Origin of the sequence: Enterobacter sp. 198, assembly GCF_009025585.1 — a bacterium.
GTDB classification, from domain to species: domain Bacteria; phylum Pseudomonadota; class Gammaproteobacteria; order Enterobacterales; family Enterobacteriaceae; genus Enterobacter; species Enterobacter ludwigii.
The window spans coordinates 285,723-304,058 of record NZ_WCIM01000016.1 but is presented as its reverse complement, the minus strand read 5'-3'; the positions used below and the strand labels follow the sequence as shown (position 1 = coordinate 304,058).

16 protein-coding genes are annotated in these 18,336 nt (G+C 52.5%); 1 reads left to right on the top strand and 15 read right to left on the bottom strand.

The features are described from left to right. Positions 1 to 168: 168 nt before the first annotated feature. From F8561_RS09280 to F8561_RS09250, 7 genes are all read right to left on the bottom strand, one after another. Positions 169 to 927: an amino acid ABC transporter ATP-binding protein gene (locus F8561_RS09280; RefSeq protein WP_014171880.1), complete on the bottom strand. Its 759-nt coding sequence runs from the start codon at positions 925 to 927 to the stop codon at positions 169 to 171. Positions 928 to 934: 7 nt separating this feature from the next. Beyond that, positions 935 to 2,038, bottom strand: a complete 1,104-nt coding sequence (locus F8561_RS09275; protein ID WP_040018710.1) for an amino acid ABC transporter permease — start codon at positions 2,036 to 2,038, stop codon at positions 935 to 937. A 9-nt stretch (positions 2,039 to 2,047) separates the two neighbouring features. Further along, positions 2,048 to 3,229 carry an amino acid ABC transporter permease gene (locus tag F8561_RS09270; RefSeq protein WP_151887359.1) on the bottom strand — a complete coding sequence of 394 codons (1,182 nt, stop codon included), beginning with the start codon at positions 3,227 to 3,229 and terminating at the stop codon, positions 2,048 to 2,050. 67 nt (positions 3,230 to 3,296) lie between these two features. After that, positions 3,297 to 4,322: an amino acid ABC transporter substrate-binding protein gene (locus tag F8561_RS09265; protein ID WP_014171877.1), complete on the bottom strand. Its 1,026-nt coding sequence runs from the start codon at positions 4,320 to 4,322 to the stop codon at positions 3,297 to 3,299. A gap of 487 nt (positions 4,323 to 4,809) precedes the next feature. Further along, positions 4,810 to 5,031, bottom strand: a complete 222-nt coding sequence (locus tag F8561_RS09260; RefSeq protein ID WP_008502867.1) for a lipoprotein — start codon at positions 5,029 to 5,031, stop codon at positions 4,810 to 4,812. A gap of 303 nt (positions 5,032 to 5,334) precedes the next feature. Then, positions 5,335 to 8,448, bottom strand: a complete 3,114-nt coding sequence (locus F8561_RS09255) for an efflux RND transporter permease subunit (protein WP_151887358.1) — start codon at positions 8,446 to 8,448, stop codon at positions 5,335 to 5,337. A gap of 11 nt (positions 8,449 to 8,459) precedes the next feature. Continuing rightward, a complete protein-coding gene (locus F8561_RS09250; RefSeq protein ID WP_151887357.1) occupies positions 8,460 to 9,599 on the bottom strand; it encodes an efflux RND transporter periplasmic adaptor subunit in 1,140 nt (379 codons plus the stop codon). A 383-nt stretch (positions 9,600 to 9,982) separates the two neighbouring features. On the opposite strand from F8561_RS09250, the gene envR reads away from it, so the two are divergent. Continuing rightward, on the top strand, positions 9,983 to 10,702 hold the full coding sequence (gene envR / locus F8561_RS09245) for an acrEF/envCD operon transcriptional regulator (protein ID WP_020883496.1): 720 nt from the start codon (positions 9,983 to 9,985) through the stop codon (positions 10,700 to 10,702). Here the strand turns inward: envR and F8561_RS09240 are convergent. From F8561_RS09240 to F8561_RS09205, 8 genes are all read right to left on the bottom strand, one after another. Beyond that, positions 10,606 to 12,699 (bottom strand): putative bifunctional diguanylate cyclase/phosphodiesterase, encoded by a 2,094-nt coding sequence (locus F8561_RS09240; RefSeq protein WP_151887356.1) that lies wholly within the window; start codon positions 12,697 to 12,699, stop codon positions 10,606 to 10,608. The two genes, envR and F8561_RS09240, sit on opposite strands and share 97 nt — an antisense overlap. Before the next feature lie 139 nt (positions 12,700 to 12,838). Next, positions 12,839 to 13,003 (bottom strand): DUF2556 family protein, encoded by a 165-nt coding sequence (locus F8561_RS09235; RefSeq protein ID WP_020883498.1) that lies wholly within the window; start codon positions 13,001 to 13,003, stop codon positions 12,839 to 12,841. 180 nt (positions 13,004 to 13,183) lie between these two features. Beyond that, positions 13,184 to 13,480: a DNA-binding transcriptional regulator Fis gene (gene fis, locus F8561_RS09230; RefSeq protein WP_000462905.1), complete on the bottom strand. Its 297-nt coding sequence runs from the start codon at positions 13,478 to 13,480 to the stop codon at positions 13,184 to 13,186. Between the two features lie 23 nt (positions 13,481 to 13,503). Next, positions 13,504 to 14,469 carry a tRNA dihydrouridine synthase DusB gene (dusB, locus tag F8561_RS09225; RefSeq protein WP_014171871.1) on the bottom strand — a complete coding sequence of 322 codons (966 nt, stop codon included), beginning with the start codon at positions 14,467 to 14,469 and terminating at the stop codon, positions 13,504 to 13,506. A 330-nt stretch (positions 14,470 to 14,799) separates the two neighbouring features. Next, positions 14,800 to 15,540: a carbonic anhydrase gene (locus tag F8561_RS09220; RefSeq protein ID WP_151887355.1), complete on the bottom strand. Its 741-nt coding sequence runs from the start codon at positions 15,538 to 15,540 to the stop codon at positions 14,800 to 14,802. Positions 15,541 to 15,677: 137 nt separating this feature from the next. Continuing rightward, positions 15,678 to 16,559: a 50S ribosomal protein L11 methyltransferase gene (gene prmA, locus F8561_RS09215; protein ID WP_014171869.1), complete on the bottom strand. Its 882-nt coding sequence runs from the start codon at positions 16,557 to 16,559 to the stop codon at positions 15,678 to 15,680. A gap of 11 nt (positions 16,560 to 16,570) precedes the next feature. Beyond that, on the bottom strand, positions 16,571 to 18,022 hold the full coding sequence (panF, locus tag F8561_RS09210) for a sodium/pantothenate symporter (protein WP_020883501.1): 1,452 nt from the start codon (positions 18,020 to 18,022) through the stop codon (positions 16,571 to 16,573). Beyond that, complete coding sequence (locus tag F8561_RS09205; RefSeq protein WP_006178860.1) at positions 18,012 to 18,254, bottom strand: YhdT family protein; 243 nt, start codon at positions 18,252 to 18,254, stop codon at positions 18,012 to 18,014. Before F8561_RS09205 ends, panF begins: the two co-directional genes overlap by 11 nt. Positions 18,255 to 18,336 lie beyond the last annotated feature (82 nt).

Here is an 18,336-nt window from a genome sequence, read left to right as displayed (position 1 = left end):
GTGAAACGCCGTAGCGCCGATGGTAGTGTGGGGTCTCCCCATGTGAGAGTAGGGAACTGCCAGACATCAAACAAGTGAAGAGGCCATCCGAAAGGATGGCCTTTTTGCGTTATGTTTCCCGGAAAAAGTCAGACCCGGTAAGCGAAGCGCCACCGGGCTAAGACACGCTTAATGGATCACTTGTGACAGGAAAGCCCGCGTACGTTCAGATTTAGGATGTGCGAAGAACTCATCCGGCGGTGCCTGCTCAACGATTTCCCCACGATCCATAAAGATCACCCGATCGGCCACGGTTCTGGCAAACCCCATTTCGTGCGTCACACACAGCATGGTCATCCCGGACTGCGCCAGTCCAATCATGGTATCCAGTACCTCTTTCACCATTTCCGGATCCAGGGCGGATGTCGGTTCATCAAACAGCATAATTTTCGGTTTCATACAGAGCGAACGGGCGATAGCCACGCGCTGCTGCTGACCGCCTGATATCTGGCCGGGAAATTTATTGGCGTGCTCTGCGATACGTACCCGTTCCAGGTAGTGCATCGCCAGTGCTTCAGCCTCCTTTTTAGGCATCTTTCGTACCCAAATTGGCGCAAGCGTACAGTTCTGCAGAACGGTCAGATGGGGAAACAGGTTAAAGTGCTGGAACACCATTCCCACTTCCTGGCGCACCCGTTCGATGTTACGAATATCTTCATTCAGCTCGATGCCATCAACAACAATGCGCCCCTGCTGATGTTCTTCAAGGTGGTTAATACAGCGAATGGTCGTGGATTTTCCGGACCCGGAAGGGCCACAAAGAACGATCCGTTCTCCCTGCTTAACCTTGAGGTTAATGTCTTTCAAAACATGAAACTGCCCGTACCATTTATTCACGTTTTCCAGCGTAATCATCGCGTCGGCAGGTGTCATAGTAATCTGGCTCATAATTTCCTCAGTGCGGTGTACGCCCGGTGTTAAAGCGCTTTTCCAGATGCTGGCTATAGCGCGACATGCTAAAACAAAAGATCCAGTAGATCAGAGCAGCGAAGACATATCCCTCGGTGGACATACCCAGCCAGGCAGGGTCAACGGTCGCCTGTTGCACGCTGCTAAAGAGATCGAACAGCCCGATGATGATCACTAGGCTGGTATCTTTGAAGAGGGCAATGATGGTATTGACCAGGCCCGGGATAACCAGCTTGAGTGCTTGTGGCAATATCACCAGTCCCTGCGTTTTCCAGTAGCCAAGCGCCAGTGATTCCGCCGCTTCGTACTGACCTTTAGGCAGAGCCTGCAGGCCCCCACGCACCACTTCCGCAACGTAAGCGGACTGGAAAAGGATGACCCCGACCAGGGCACGGATCAGTTTGTCTATCGTTGTCCCTTCTGCCATAAACAGCGGCAACATGACCGAAGACATAAACAGAACGGTGATAAGCGGTACGCCACGCCAGAATTCAATGAAAATAACGGAAAGCACACGTACGACAGGCATTTTTGAGCGCCGCCCAAGCGCGAGCAAAATACCCCATGGCAGTGCGCCGGCTATCCCAACGGACGCGATAATCAGCGTCAGCGTTAACCCACCCCACTGACGTGTTTCAACACGTTCCAGCCCCAGGAAGCCGCCATACAACAGCACCCAAACAATAATGGGATACACCACTGCCCAACAGGCAATATAACGCCCCCGATGAGGCAGTTTTTTCCAGAACATTACGGCGATGGAGAGCAGCCCGATGGCCAGTGCCAGATTAATCCGCCAGCGCTGTTCATGCGGATACAATCCATACATGAACTGGCCAAAGCGCTCATGGATAAACACCCAGCAGGCCCCTGCTTTTGTGCAGTCTGCGCGAGTGGATCCCGACCAGTTAGCCTGTAAAAAAGCCCAGTTCAGCAGCGGTGGAATTAATTCCCACATAAGCCACAAACATACAATTGTCAGCAGGCTGTTACTCCAGCTGGAGAACAGATTCTTACGTGCCCAGAGAATTAAACGTCCGCCTGTCGAACCGGCAGGGCGCGAGGAGTGCGACAGTATCGCTTTTGTCATCATAGATCCTTAGCGCTCGACCAGTGCTATACGACGGTTATAGAGGTTCATCAGCAACGAAATCACCAGGCTGATGATCAGATAGACAGACATTGTGATGGCAATAGTTTCAATGGCTTGTCCGGTCTGGTTAAGCACGGTTCCGGCAAACAGCGACACCATATCGGGGTAGCCAATGGCGGCCGCCAGCGATGAGTTTTTGACAATATTGAGGTATTGACTGGTCAGCGGCGGAATGATGACCCGTAACGCTTGCGGAATAATGACCTGACGAAGCGTCACCGTATGGGGTAATCCCAGCGAGCGCGCCGCCTCGTGTTGTCCGTAAGGAACGGCCTGGATCCCCGCACGAATAATCTCGGCGATAAATGCAGAGGTATAAATCGAAAGCGCCAGCGTCAGTGCTGCCAGCTCAGGAATTAAAACCATTCCGCCCTGGAAGTTAAAGCCACGCAGCTGCGGAATATCCCAGTGAAGGGCGGCCCCAAACAGCCAGTGTGTCAGAAGTGGAAGACCAATGATAAGGATGGCGGCGGTTGGCCAGGTTTTACGAAGCTGCCCGGTTTTGAACTGATGCTTGCGGTTATAGCGGAACATGGCCGCTGAGAGAGCAAGCGCTATTACAAGGGCGGCAATGAAGGCATACAACCCTTCACCCGGCTGCGGAGAAGGAATATACAACCCGCGATTACTCAGGAAAAACAGATCAAGAGCGTCAATAGCCTGACGTGGCCCCGGCAGGTTGCGCAGCACGGCAAAATACCAGAAAAAGATCTGCAGCAGCGGTGGGATATTACGGAACGTCTCAATATAAAAAGTAGACAGTTTGCGCAGCAGCCAGTTTTCGGACAGACGTGCCAGACCAATAAATAAGCCCAGTATGGAGGCAAAAACAATACAAAGTGCAGAGACCAGCAGCGTATTCAGTAAACCGACCACGAACACGCGTCCATACGTGTCGCCTTCCTGATAATCAATAAGGTGTTGAACAATGCCAAACCCCGCGCTGCGATCCAGAAAAGCAAAGCCGGAGGTAATACCGCGATTATTCAGGTTGGTTATAGTGTTATGGATGAGATACACGGCGATAAGAACAACCGCAATAATCGCAATAACCTGGAATAGCCAGGCGCGGACCGCGGGATGAGAAAAGGATAGCGATCCTTTTACGGCTGAGCGGCGATGGGACATAAAGAAACCTCGGTAACCATGACTCTGGGGCGGGCACTGCCTTAACAGTGCCCGTTACAGCAATGACTTAACGTACTGGTGGCGCGTACTGAATACCGCCGTTGTTCCAGAGATTGTTCTGGCCGCGTTTGATCTTCAGAGGGCTTTCCGATCCCACGTTGCGCTCAAAGATCTCAGCGTAGTTACCCACCTGTTTGATGATGTTGTAAGCCCACTTGTTATCCAGCTTCAGATCCTTCCCGAAATCGCCCTCTGTTCCCAGCAGATGAGCCATATCCGGCGTGGACGGTTTAGCGGCTTTCTCGTCGACGTTTTTCGAGTTGATGCCCATCTCTTCAGCATTCAGCATGGCAAACAGCGTCCAGCGAACAATGGAGAACCAGTCTTCATCGCCACGACGCACAACCGGTCCAAGAGGCTCCTTGGAGATCACTTCAGGCAGGACAATCCACTCCGCCGGGTTGCTCAGCTTAATACGCAAGGCGTACAGCTGTGACTGGTCAGAAGCCAGCGTGTCGCAACGACCGGATTCCAGCGCTTTGGCCGATTCATCGGAGCGATCGAATGTCACAGGGGTATATTTCATGTTATTTGCTTTGAAATAATCCGCGACGTTCAGCTCGGTATCGGTACCGGCCTGGATACAAACGGTCGCGCCATCCAGCTCTTTGGCGCTTTTCAGGCCCGCTTTATTGTGGGTCAGGAAACCGATACCGTCATAATAGGTCACGCCAGTAAATGCCATTCCCATGCCTGCATCACGGGAGGAGGTCCAGGTGGTATTACGGGAAAGCATGTCAACTTCGCCAGACTGTAATGCAGTAAAACGTTCTTTCGCCGTCAGCGGGGTATATTTTACTTTACTGTCGTCACCGAAAACGGCGGCGGCAACACCGCGGCAGACATCAACATCAATACCGGTAAATTTGCCGTTTGCATCGGCATAAGAGAAGCCAGGTAAACCGTCACTGATCCCACATTGAACAAACCCTTTCTTTTTAACGGCATCCAGTGTCGTACCCGCATGGGCCTGACCGGCTACAGCAAACAACATGCCCGCGGCGGCCAGGCTGGCTATCATCGTCTTTTTCATAATGCATCCTGTGTGGCGAAATTTATCGTTATAGAGGCGTTTTAAACGCTTTACCTGTCTGTGGCTTTGGCCAACGTTTATAAAGCAAACGTAATGCCAGGTTTTGCGCTCAACAAAATAAGTGACCAGTGAACGCATAATGCTGAGTGTAGACAGGGTTAAATAAAGAGAGCGCCCCGAAACGGTGCGAAATTACAACCTGTGCCACAAATCGGAGCAAAACTTTCAGCGGCTATACCTTAAAAAGAAGAGATAGTTTCTGGGGTGAATATTGGCAGGGTATTAAATATAATTAATATGTGAAAATCATCACGATAGAATATGTAATTTAACGTTGTGCATTAAAAATATGTGACTGTCCGCAGGATGAAATAAACAAGGTGGGTAAAGACAGGGCTATTTTTTTACTTATCTGAAAACGCTGCACTCTTTAAAAGCAAAAGCGCGGACAGAGCCGCGCTTTCTACACACATGATACGTTCTGATGTTACTTCGTCAGAGCAACGATACCCAGCGTCAAACCTGCCACTGCGGCAGCACCACCGGCGATAGCACCTGCTGTTTCCCAGTTGTCCTGAGTGGTGCCTTTCATACAGGTATTGGTATGAACCAGTCGGCCTTGATCGTCGTATACCGGTACACATGGAGAGTCGTGCGCGCATCCAGCAAGCAGCGCAGCGAGTAGTGCAACGGAAATGAATCTTTTCATGATGTTACCTCAGTATTATTTCTCATTCGCTATACAGCCAGGAGGGCTATTAACGAACTGGAGACTATTTTACCACCGGGATAAGGCAACGTTGCACGGGGAATAATCTCAAATTATGTTGTTTGTAAAAATCGTGGAGAAAAGTCGCTGTCAGGATGAATTAATGGAGAAAATATGAAGACGTAACGCGGCGTTTTTACTTAATGCAAATGGTTAACTATTAATGCTGTGAGTATGACATATCTAATTCATTGTTTATGCTAAAAATAAAAAAGGCACCTGAGGTGCCTTTTTTGAGAAACATTATTCTTTATGTTTCGTAAACCGGCGCCGGACAACCACAAAGAAGACGGGCACGAAGAAAATGGCCAGAAGCGTTGCGGAAAGCATCCCTCCCATAACACCTGTCCCGACAGCATTTTGCGCGCCGCTCCCGGCTCCTCTGCTGATGACCAGTGGCATCACGCCAAGGATAAAGGCCAGCGACGTCATCAGGATCGGTCGAAGGCGCATTCTGGATGCTTCCAGTGTGGCTTCAATGATCCCTTTACCTTCTTTATCCATCAGGTCCTTAGCAAACTCGACGATCAGGATGGCGTTTTTCGCCGACAGACCAATCGTTGTCAGCAGGCCGACCTGGAAATAGACATCATTATTTAACCCGCGAATCGATGCGGCGAGAAGCGCGCCCGTGACACCCAGCGGCACAACCAGCATGACCGAGAAGGGAATAGACCAGCTTTCATAAAGCGCAGCCAGGCACAGGAACACCACTATCAATGAAATGGCGTACAGGGCAGGTGCCTGGTTACCAGACAGTCGTTCCTGATAAGACATTCCCGTCCAGTCATGGCCGATACCGGAAGGCAGTTTTGCGGCGAGGTTCTCCATCAAGGCCATCGCCTCACCGGTACTTTTACCCGGCGCGGACTCACCGAGGATCTCCATCGAAGGCATTCCGTTGTAGCGCTCCAGGCGAGGCGAGCCATACACCCAGTGCGAGCTGCTAAAGGAGGAGAACGGCACCATTTCTCCGTTCGCGCTGCGCACGTAGAGGTTGTTGATGTCCCCTGGCAACATACGGAAGTGAGCGTCGGCCTGGACGTACACTTTTTTCACGCGTCCATGATCGATAAAGTCGTTCACATAGGTTCCCCCCAATGCCGTCGAGATCGTCTGGTTGACGTCAGAGAGGCTGACGCCCAGCGCCTGTGCCTTCTCCTGGTCGACATCCAGTTTGAACTGTGGGGTATCTTCCAGACCGTTAGGACGAACGCGAACCAGCAGATCGGGGTGCGCTTTCACCATGCCGAGCAGTTGATTACGCGCCTGGGTCAGTTGGGTATGCCCCAGGTTAGCTTGATCAATCAACTCAAAGTCAAAGCCCGTTGCGGTACCCAGCTCGATAATCGCAGGCAGGTTAAACGGGAACACGAGACCATCTTTAATCTGACTGAAGGCCTTTGTCGCACGCCTTACGATCGCCTCAACGCTATTTTCTGCTCCGGGACGCGCTTCCCAGGGCTTCAGGCTAACGAATGCAATACCGGAGTTCTGACCCTGACCACTAAAGCTAAAGCCGTTCACGGTAAACACCGATTCAACGTTAGCCTTCTCGTTGTTGAGATAATAATTTTGAACCTGGTCAAGCACCTGCTGGGTTCGCATCTGGGTGGCTCCGGCGGGGAGCTGGACCATGGTCATAAATACCCCCTGATCCTCTTCGGGCAGGAAGGAGGTGGGTAAGCGCAGGAACAGTACGGCCATGCCACCGACGATGATGACGTATATCACCAGATAGCGCCCGGTCTTACGCAAAATGCCGCTTACGCTGTTGCTGTAATGCTCCACGCTCCGGTCAAAGAGCGCATTAAACCAGCCGAAGAAGCCACCTTTCTTTTCGTGGTGATCGCTGGAGACGGGCTTAAGCAAGGTGGCGCACAGTGCCGGTGTCAGAATCAGAGCGACCAGCACTGACAGCGCCATAGCCGAGACAATGGTCAGCGAGAACTGACGATAGATGGCTCCCGTTGAGCCGCCAAAAAAGGCCATGGGGATAAAGACCGCCGAGAGCACCATGGCGATACCCACCAGTGCGCCCTGTATCTGCCCCATCGACTTCTGCGTCGCCTCTTTTGGCGGCAGCTTGTCCTCAACCATGACGCGTTCGACGTTCTCAACCACCACGATGGCGTCATCAACCAGCAGGCCAATCGCCAGCACCATACCGAACATGGTCAGGGTGTTGATGGAGAAACCGAACGCCGCCAGGATCGCAAACGTACCCAACAGCACGACCGGCACCGCAATTGTCGGGATAAGCGTCGCCCGCAGGTTTTGCAGGAAAAGATACATCACCAGGAAGACGAGAATGATCGCTTCGAACAGCGTTTTCACCACTTCGTGGATAGAGATCTTCACAAAAGGCGTGGTGTCATAGGGGTAGACTACTTTCAGCCCCTGCGGGAAGAACTGCTGGAGCTGGGCCAGTTTGCTCTTGATGGCGGCGGCCGTGTCCAGCGCATTTGCACCGGTAGCCAGCTTAATCCCCAGGCCGGTTGCCGCTTGCCCGTTGATTTTGGTGACCATATTGTAGTTTTCGCCACCCAGCTCAATGCGGGCCACATCTTTCAGATGAACCATGGAGCCGTCCTGGTTCACCTTGAGCGTCACGCGGCCAAACTCTTCCGGAGATTTCAGACGCGTTTGTGCAATGATCGAGGCGTTCAACTGCTGCCCCGGTACTGACGGCGTTCCGCCTAACTGGCCGGCCGCTATCTGGTCGTTCTGCGTTTTCAGCTGATTAATCACATCCAGTGGCGTCAGCTGGTATTTGTTCATCGCGTTGCTGTCGAGCCAGATGCGCATCGCATACTGGGCACCAAACAGCTGCACATCACCAACTCCCGTGGTGCGGCTAATGGCATCTTTCACGTTAGACGCGACATAGTCAGAGATGTCATCCTGCGTGAGGTCTTTGTTATCGGAAACAAAGCCTGCGACCAGCAGGAAGCTGCTGCTGGACTTCTCAACACCGATCCCTTGCTGCTGGACCTCTTGGGGGAGCAGCGGCATGGCGAGCTGCAGTTTGTTCTGCACCTGTACCTGGGCAATGTCCGGGTCTGTTCCAGACTGGAAGGTCAGCGTGATGGTGACATTACCTGCGGAATCGCTGGTGGATGACATATACATCAGGTTATCGATACCGTTCATGTTCTGTTCGATAACCTGCGTTACGGTATCCTGCACCGTTTGCGCATCAGCACCCGGATACGTTGCGGTGATAGCCACGGCGGGAGGGGCAATGGTCGGATACTGCGCGATGGGCAGTTTGAGAATAGCCAGCCCGCCTGCAATCATCAAAATGATGGCAAGCACCCAGGCGAAAACCGGCCGTTGGATAAAGAAATTAGCCATGTCGTCGTCCCTTAACCGGCTGGAGTCGTGGTGGTATCAGGCGTCGCGACGACGGTAGCGCCCGGTCTGACTTTTTGTAAGCCGCTGACAATGACGCGGTCGCCATTTTTCAGCCCTTCCGTCACCAGCCAGCGATCGCCAATCGCCTGAGGGGCAACGACGGTACGTGACTCAACCTGGTTTTTATCGTTAACCACCAGAACGGATGCATCACCGCGCGGCGTGCGGGTCACGCCTTGTTGTGGGACCAGAATCGCATCAGGCTGTTTGCCTTCATCAATGCGGGCCCGGACAAACATGCCAGGCAACAGCAGGTGCTGTGGGTTTGGGAAAATCGCGCGCAAGGTGATAGAGCCGGTACTTTCGTCGACCGTGACATCCGAGAACTGCAGCGTACCTTTCAACGGGTAGGGCTGACCATTCTCCATCACCAGCTCAACGGTGCTGGTGGCCTCTCCTTTTTGCAGGCTCGTCTGCTTCAGACGCATAAAATCACTGCTGGACTGGCTGACGTCGACATACATCGGATCAAGCTGCTGAACCGTTGCCAGGGCTGCGGCTTGCCCGTTGGTCACCAGCGCGCCTTCGGTGACGCTGGATTTACCGATGCGACCCTCGACGGGAGACGTCACTTTGGTATAGGCAAGATTAATGCGCGCGCTTTCAACGCCTGCCTGTGCGGCAACGACGCTGGCATCTGCTTGCTGCGCTGTCGCCACGGCCTGGTCGTATTCCTGCTTGCTGACATACTGCGTGCCAACCAGCGTGAGATAACGTTTTACCGTCAGGTGCGCAATGTTAGCCGCCGCCTGGGCCTTCGCGAGTTCACCTTTCGCGTTGTCATACGCGGCCTGATAGGTGGCAGGATCGATCTGATAAAGTGACTCGCCGGCTTTTACATCACTTCCCTCTGTGAAGTTACGACGCAATATGATGCCGCTCACCTGAGGACGAACCTCCGCAACGCGAAAGGCATCTGTTCTGCCCGGGAGTTCGGTAGTGACAGCCAGAGGGGCGCTTTTCACTATATGCACGCTGACCTGAGGCGCCTGCGGATGTGGTGGTTGGTTTTCCTGACCATCACATCCAGCGAGCAGTACCGCGCAGACAATAAAACCGGATAAGGGCAAACGTCTGAAATAATTCGTCATTACTGTTCCTTTAAATACCCATGAACCGATATTTGCCGTGAATCGGTAGCAGGGCAGAGGGAGAAAAATAAAATGTAGGGCGTATAATAATGAGGGTAATTAATGTTTTTTAATTTATAAGTGCGAATGAACAGGCCTTAAGGCAAAAATCAGAATCAAACCTGGTGTTAGCGGGGATATACTTCTGGCTGGTTAATCAGATAAATGGCATTTAACGTGGTTTAATTATTCATCTCATGAATTTAATTATATTTATGCATTTGTCTAAATTATTAATTAAGCGATTTGACTTTTTTTGTGCAAAATTAAAACGCAAAGTAGTGAATACTTTCGTGTACCTGATCCGTGTAAATATAAACCTTGTGAGTAACGAGTAGTCGTCTATGGCGCGTAAAAAGAAAGAAGAGGCTCAACAAACCCGTCAGCAGCTGATTGAAGCGGCTATCGGGCAGTTTGCGACGCGGGGCGTGGCGAACACGACGCTGACGGATATCGCGGATGCAGCAAATGTTACACGGGGTGCCATCTATTGGCATTTTACCAGTAAATCAGAAATATTTAATGCCATCTGGGAACAGCAATTACCGTTTCGTGACATCATTCGTGACAGACTTTCTCTTTCTGCGGGCAGCGATCCCTTGTTAATGCTTCGTGAGCAATTTATTGCTGCGTTGCAATATATTGCACATGAGCCTCGGCAATGCGCTCTTTTGCAAATTTTGTATCATAAGTGTGAATTTAATAGCGATATGATTTCAGAGTGTGAAATCAGAAAACGTATTGGTTTTAATTATGAGTCTTTACGTGCCACGTTGCAGGACTGTATTTCGCGGAACCTCATTTCGTCACAGGTAAATGTTGATCTAACCCTGATTGTTTTCCACGGTTTTTTCAGCGGAATCATTAAAAACTGGTTAATGAATAACAGCAGCTTTAATCTTTATCAGCAGGCTCCTGCGCTGGTCGATAGCATTCTGGCGACACTCCCTGTCGTGCGGGTGTCGCCTCATGAGGATGATTTTAGCTCAGCGCCAGGTAACATTTCCCCTTGCGCGCAGAGCGTTTCGATGGTCTGTGCACTGACCGGTTTGCCCAACAGATAGCCCTGAAGCGTGTTGCAGCCCAGCGCCGTCAAAAAGGTTTGCTGTGCTTCGGTTTCCACCCCTTCCGCCACGACTTTCAGATTTAGCGTTTTTGCCAGGGCCACAATCGCTGAGACAATGGTGGCGTCTTCGCTTTCACCGCTTAATTCTTTCACGAACGCTCTGTCGATTTTCAATTCACAGGCCGGCAGGCGCTTGAGATAAAGCAGGCTGGAATAACCGGTACCAAAATCATCAATGGAGGCTTTCACGCCCGCGTCCGTCAGCTCTGTCAGCACGCGCACACTCTCATCCGGGTTGCTCATCGCCGTGGTTTCCGTCACTTCAAGGATCAGCATCTCCGGCGGTACGTTGTGACGCGTCAGGCAGTCGAGCACCGTTTTAACCAGTGAAGGTTGCTCAAACTGCAGTGTCGACAGGTTCACCGCCATCGACCAGTTTTGATGCCCCTGAAGGTGCCACTCCCGCAACTGACGGCAGGCCTCATTAAGTACCCAGTTGCCAATCGGGATGATCAGCCCCGTTTTTTCCGCCAGCGGCAGGAACAGGTCTGGCGTCAGCAATCCCTGCTTCGGGTGTTGCCAGCGCAATAGCGCCTCGAACCCAAGGACAGGACCCGCCGGTGCGTGGAATTTTGGCTGATAAAGCAGGCGCAGTTCATTACGATCGATAGCCAGCCACAGATCGTTCATCAACTGGAGATGGGTCTGCGCCAGGGTGTTCATGGAGGGCTGGAAAAAGTGATAACCGTTTCGGCCCATGTGCTTCGTGTGGTACATCGCCGCATCGGCGTTAAACATCAGCTCGCGCTCGGTTTTACCGTCGTGGGGATAGAGCGCGATACCAATGCTAAGGGTTACCATCAGTTCATAGGGATCCAGATTGAATGGGCTATCGATAGCGCGAACCAGCGAGTTGGCCAGTGAGGCCGCATCATCCGGACCTTCTCCTTCAGCCAGCAGAACAAACTCATCACCACCGATACGGGCAAGGGTGAACTGACCCTTCAGGGGGGTGAGCAGGCGCTGCGTCACGGCGACAAGCAGTCTGTCACCGACATCATGGCCGTACGCATCGTTGATGGTTTTAAACCCGTCGAGATCCATGAACATCAGTGCAAAATGGGTGCCTTCACGGTCAGCTTTGCTGATGGCCTGATCGAGTCGGTCCTCCAGCAAAACACGGTTCGGCAGACGCGTCAGCGTATCCTGTAAAGCCAGTTGAGCGAGTTCGCGGTTCGCTTCTGCAAGGGATGAGGCCAGAAGGGAGGTTCGTGCCTGAAGGCGGGCATCCAGCATCGAAACCAGCAGCGTGATCCCCAGTATGGCGAGTGCGACGACGCTGACCAGTACTGCCAGCCAGCTGCCGTTAATACCTTCATGGTGTGTCATGGTCGACATTGGAAACTGAGCAGCTTTCATCCCGGCATAGTGCATACCGGCAATGGCGATCCCCATCGTAACGGCGGCGGCAAAACGCATCAGCGACACCTGAGACGCTTCATGCCGCAAGCGGAACGTCAGCCATAATGCAGCGAGCGAAGCCGCAAGCGCAATGACAACCGAAATGGCCACCCATGTTTTGTCCCAGATAATACCGGGAGAGACTTCCAGCGCCGCCATGCCAGTGTAATGCATCGCCACAATGCCGCAGCCCATCACTAACGCACCGGGCAGCAGACGGCGCAAACGTAACTGCTCACAGCTTACGAGCCACAGCGCAAACAGTGACGAGCCCACGGCGATAACCATGGATAGCACCGTCAGGGTCGCGTTGTAGCGCATGCTCATGGAGAGGTCCATCGCCAGCATGCCGATAAAATGCATGGCCCACACGCCAATCCCCATGGCAATACCGCCGCCGGCCAGCCAGACGCGCGCAGCCACGCCCTGACTCCCGGCAACACGAGCAGCCATATTCAGCGCGGTATAGGCAGCAAGGATAGCAACAACAAAGGAGAGGACGACGAGGATATGGTTGTATTGGCTAACCAGCATGATCGGTTCTACTCGAGTGTGAAGTTACGCAGGCGCGGTTGAGAAGGGCGAGACATTATCATCGTAAGGTAACGGCTCAAAGGGATTTAAATCCCCGTTTTTAGTGGGTCTTAACAGTGAGTTTAGCGACGTCAGGCGGTTAGTCGAGTTCTGAGCAGTTCACTAATTTTAGCGGATTTACGGAATTCATATTGCGACACTTATCGGCTTCAGTGCTCATCAGTTCAATCCACTGCATCAGGAGCGCGTCGAAGAGGAAAACTGAGACAGCAAATACAACCAGCCACCAGTATTTACGAATCATGCGTGTCATTCCGGGTAAAGAGGTTCAGTGAGGTGGTGGAAATATACACGAAAAGTCGCGGTTTAAAAGGGGGATAAACGAAGGTTTACACAGCCTTGACGGTGACAGGCGCGGGCAATAAAAAAGGCGCATCCCCATGCCAGGTAGCGCCTTTTTAAACAAGCATTTCGCTAACCGAAATTAGTTCATGCCGTATTTTTTCAGTTTCTTACGCAGTGTACCACGGTTGATACCCATCATCAGGGCAGCGCGGGTTTGGTTACCGCGGGTGTATTGCATCACCATGTCCAACAGTGGCTGTTCAACTTCAGCCAGTACCAGCTCATACAGGTCATTAACATCCTGACCGTTCAGTTGAGCAAAATAGTTCTTCAGTGCCTGTTTAACCGAGTCACGCAGGGGCTTTTGAGTTACCTGATCCTGAGAGTTAACGGTAGAAACGGTCAGTACGTCAGAATTTACGCGTTGTTCGAACATAGTTCTGTCAGCTCTTTATTTCATTACGCAAGATTTTCGAAGTATGCCTCCAACGCCTCCAGCTGTACGCTGGCATCCTCTATGGCGTTGAATGTGCGCCGAAACTGGTCATTTGGAGCGTGCTCCTGGAGATACCAGGATACGTGTTTACGCGCAATTCGGTACCCTTTTGCCTGACCATAAAAGTCATGCAATTCCCGAACATGCGAACAAAGCAAGCGCTTTACCTCTGCCAGTGGCAGTGGGGCAAGCAACTCCCCAGTGTCCAGATAATGCTGGATTTCCCGAAAGATCCAGGGTCTTCCCTGAGCGGCACGTCCTATCATCAGAGCATCAGCTCCCGTATAGTCGAGCACAGCTCTGGCTTTAAGCGGGTCAGTAATGTCACCATTCGCGATAACCGGAATGGAAACTTTCTGCTTAACTGCCCGAATGCTGTCGTATTCAGCTTCACCATTGAACAAACAGGCGCGAGTGCGTCCATGGATGGTCAGGGCCTGAATGCCACAGTCTTCGGCCAGTTGGGCAATCTCTACACAGTTACGGTGTTCCGGCGACCAACCCGTGCGAATCTTCAACGTAACAGGAACGTCCACTGCGCTGACAACCGCGGTCAGGATAGACTTCACCTGGTCGGGGTATTGCAGAAGGGCTGAACCTGCAAGCTTGCGATTCACTTTCTTGGCCGGGCAACCCATATTGATATCAATAATCTGGGCGCCACTTTCCACGTTAATCCGCGCGGCATCTGCCATCTCTTCAGGCACGCTTCCGGCAATTTGCACGGTGCGAATACCTGGTTCATCAACGTGCACCATCCGAAGGCGGGACTTATCGCTTTCCCACACTTGTGGGTTAGACGACATCATCTCGGAAACGGTTAAACCTGCCCCCATCTCATAGCACAGCGTCCTGAACGGCCGGTCGGTAATACCTGCCATTGGGGCTGCGATCAGGCGATTTCTGAGCTGGTAGTGTCCGATGCGCATGAGTTAAGAAATGACCATACTGTGACTGCAAGGCGGCGTATATTACGCATTTTTTGCACGAGATGAAAGGCCAAACTTTGAACAATCCACTGTTGTAGATCAAGGAATCGCCGCTCTGTCCTTCAGGTGAAAATTATAAACCTGTTAAATCATAAAGTTATGATGGAATGATTATTTTATAGCCGCTTACAATTTCCCGTAACTTCTCATCATTTCTGAATAAATGCATCACTTGAGCGGGATAATCTGCTGTTTTTAGCAGCAGATTATCCCGCTTGTTTGCGATCTGAGTCGCATTTTAGAACATGATCTGCATGCGAAAAATGCGCATTATTCGACGACTACGCGACCATGTAGGGGTTGTACCGGGCGGTTATTTTCGTGGTGCATCGTGTGGGAGAATTTCTCAAGCTGCTCTGCAGAGACGGTCAGCGGGTGCTTCAGTACAATCCAGGTTACCCCCTCTGAGCACGGCGGCGTGGTCAGCGAGCCGCTAAAGCGCCAGTATGTTTTATCTTTTGGAATCAGCTTGTTCAGATTGAGCTCCTGCTTAATCGAGACGTTCTGTTCGGCCTGCTCAGGCATGACGCTCCACGGCTTATCCAGCTCCGGGTTCGCGGCCCCTTTATCGAACATGACCGCCACCACCGCCAGCTCACCGGCCGCGTTTTTGTGCACCAGATGCATTTCCATCGCAAATTTCTTGCCATGCACGGTGTTTTCGCTCGGCGCGTGGAAATGGAACTGTTGCAGGGTCCAGGTTTGCTTATCGAGAGTAAGGGTATCGCGGGTTTCCGGCTTTTCACTTGCCTGAATGGTGTGGCCGTTGTTCGTCAGCGTCACAGGGCCATCAATGTAATGTGTTTGCAGCGGGGAGAGGTGCGCGTTAGCAGTGGATTCAATGTTGATGGGGGACTGATTCATCCCGCTTTGACAGGTTTTGTAAGCCTCGTCCAGTTCGCCCCAGTGTTCCGGTGCGCCTTCGCCTTCGTAGCTCCAGTGTGATGCGCAGGCTGAAGCCGAGATAATGCTCAGCGCAAAGAGCGCTGCCTTGCCAGTAAAGTGGGTCATAGTATTCTTCCGGTGAATTATTGTGGTTCAAACCATTTTTATCAATATGATTTGTGTGGGTATTTTACCGGAGAAGGGCACGGGAAGAGAGGATTATCGGAGGAAGAGAGGCGTGGTCAGATGACCACGCCAATGGCTTACTTTTTACGGCCCGTAATACGACACCACTCTTCTTTTTCGACCACCGGGTCGAGGGCGAAAAGATCGGCGTAGGCTTCGCAAACGCTGTCAGCCTGGCTTGCCAGGATCCCGGAAAGCCCCAGCAGACCGCCGTCAACGGGCAGTACGCTGATTAACGGGGCCAGTTCGCGTAATGGGCCGGCCAGAATGTTCGCCACCACCACATCGGCTTTCATGGCTTCTGGCTGCGCATCCGGCAGATATAGTTCAAGACGGTCAGAAACGCCGTTGCGTTCAGCGTTATCACGGCTGGCCTGAATAGCCTGTGGATCGATATCGATCCCAATGGCTTTGGCCGCGCCCAGTTTCAGCGCCGCGATAGCGAGGATCCCGGATCCGCATCCGAAGTCGATCACCGTCTTGCCGTCCAGATCCAGACTGTCCAGCCACTGCAGGCACAGAGAAGTCGTCGGGTGAGTACCGGTCCCAAATGCAAGGCCCGGATCCAGCATCACGTTTACCGCGTTTTCATCCGGAACGTCACGCCAGCTCGGGCAGATCCACAGACGTTTACCGAACTGCATCGGGTGGAAGTTATCCATCCACTCACGTTCCCAGTCTTTGTCTTCCAGCTGTTCGATTTTGTGTGCAAAACCCGCACCCAGCAGCGGATGATTTTCCAGGATCGCGACAACCTCTTTCATGTCAGTTTCTGCATCAAACAGGCCAATAACGTCGGTATCACCCCACAGGCGGGTTTCGCCCGGCAGTGGCTCAAACACCGGCGTGTCATGCGTGTCCTGGAAGGTGATGGAGACCGAACCGGCTTCCATCAGCGCATCGCTTAGCTCTTCGGCGTTAGCGCCGGTTGTATTCAGTTTTAGTTGGATCCACGGCATGGCAAAACTCTTTATTTATCAGTAGAAATCGTAGCGGGCTGTGGGACAGGCTGACCGAAACGGTTCCCGACCACAAACGCCAGTAAACTTAACAGTAACGAAGGCACAATAGGATGGAAGCCCAGGTACTGAATTTTAAATGTAGCTAGCACGGCATACAGCACACCGCCGACAATCATGCCGCTCAGGGCACCGGCAGCGTTGGCGCGCTCCCAGTAGAGGCCCAATACCAGCGGCCACAGGAAGACGGCTTCAAGGCCGCCAAACGCCAGCAGGTTCAGCCAGATGATCATCTCCGGCGGACGCCATGCGGCTAACAGCAGCAGCGCGCCTAAAACGAGCGTAATCACCGCCGACATACGCTTCAGGCGTCGTTCATTTTGAACCTGCTCAGGACGCAGGTTCAGATAGAGATCTTTAATGATCGTAGCGGAACTCTGCAGTAGCTGGGCGTTAATGGTCGACATTATGGCGGCCATTGGCGCGGCGAGGAATATCCCCGCGGCAAAAGGCGGAAGCACTTTGACCATCAGGGTCGGGATCACCAAATCGGGAACCGTAAGGTCGGGGATAACCGCACGTCCTAACGCACCCGCCAGATGCATGCCGAACATCAGGATTGCAACAACGACCGTCCCGATAATAATACCCCGGTGAACGGCTTTGCTGTCTTTATATGAGATACAACGCACGGCGGTATGCGGCAGGCCAATAACACCAAAGCACACCAGCACCCAGAACGACGTCATAAATGTTGGCGAAAGGATATCATCCGCACCTTGTGGGGAAATCAGTTTCGGGTCAATCGCTTCCAGAGTTTCAACGGCATGGCTCAGACCACCTGCGGCGTGAACAATTCCCACCAGCAGAACGATTGTGCCAACGAGCATCACCATCCCCTGCAGCGTATCGTTCAGCACGCTGGCGCGAAATCCGCCAAACGCGGTATACAGCGCAATGCTCACCCCAAAGATGATAAGGCCCGTCTCATAGGGGATCCCTGCAGCGGTTTCCAGCAGACGTGCCCCGCCGATGAACTGCACCGTCATTGCACCAATAAACGCGACCAGCAGGCTTAAGCTTGCCAGCCACACCAGCAGACGGCTCTGGTAGCGCGCAAACAGCATATCGTTGAGCGTCACGGCGTTATAACGGCGTGCCAGAATGGCAAACTTTTTACCCAGTATACCCAGTGAGAGCCAGACGGCAGGCAGCTGAATCATTGCCAGCAGCACCCAGCCTAACCCGTATTTATAGGCTGCACCGGGGCCACCGATAAACGAGCTGGCGCTGATATAGGTGGCGGTAAGCGTCATGGCCAGCACGACACCGCCCATCGAGCGACTGCCGAGGAAATACTCATTCAGGAAAGTGCCGGTGGTTCTCTTACGCATTGCATAAACGGACAAACCAAACACGACCACCAGATACGCGACCAGCGGCAGAATGACTTCAAGCTGCATCATCATCCTCCAGCGGGATATCCCGGTAGATAAATTTCACCATTGCCCAGCACAGCAGGATAAAGACCAGCGGCACCAGCAGGCAGGCCATTTCGAACCAGTGAGGCAGGCCGGTAATGCCAATAGCCGAGTCAGGTAAGTAAGCGGTCACCAACCATGCGGCAAGATAGAGAAGGGTCAGCCACAGCGCCCATCGCGCTTCTTTATGGGCCTGAACAAAACGCTTGTCCATTTTTTGTCCCTTGTGGATGAATAAAGCGGGGATTGTACATGATGGGGCTTTCCGATCCCCAGAAATAAAAAAAGGCCGGATT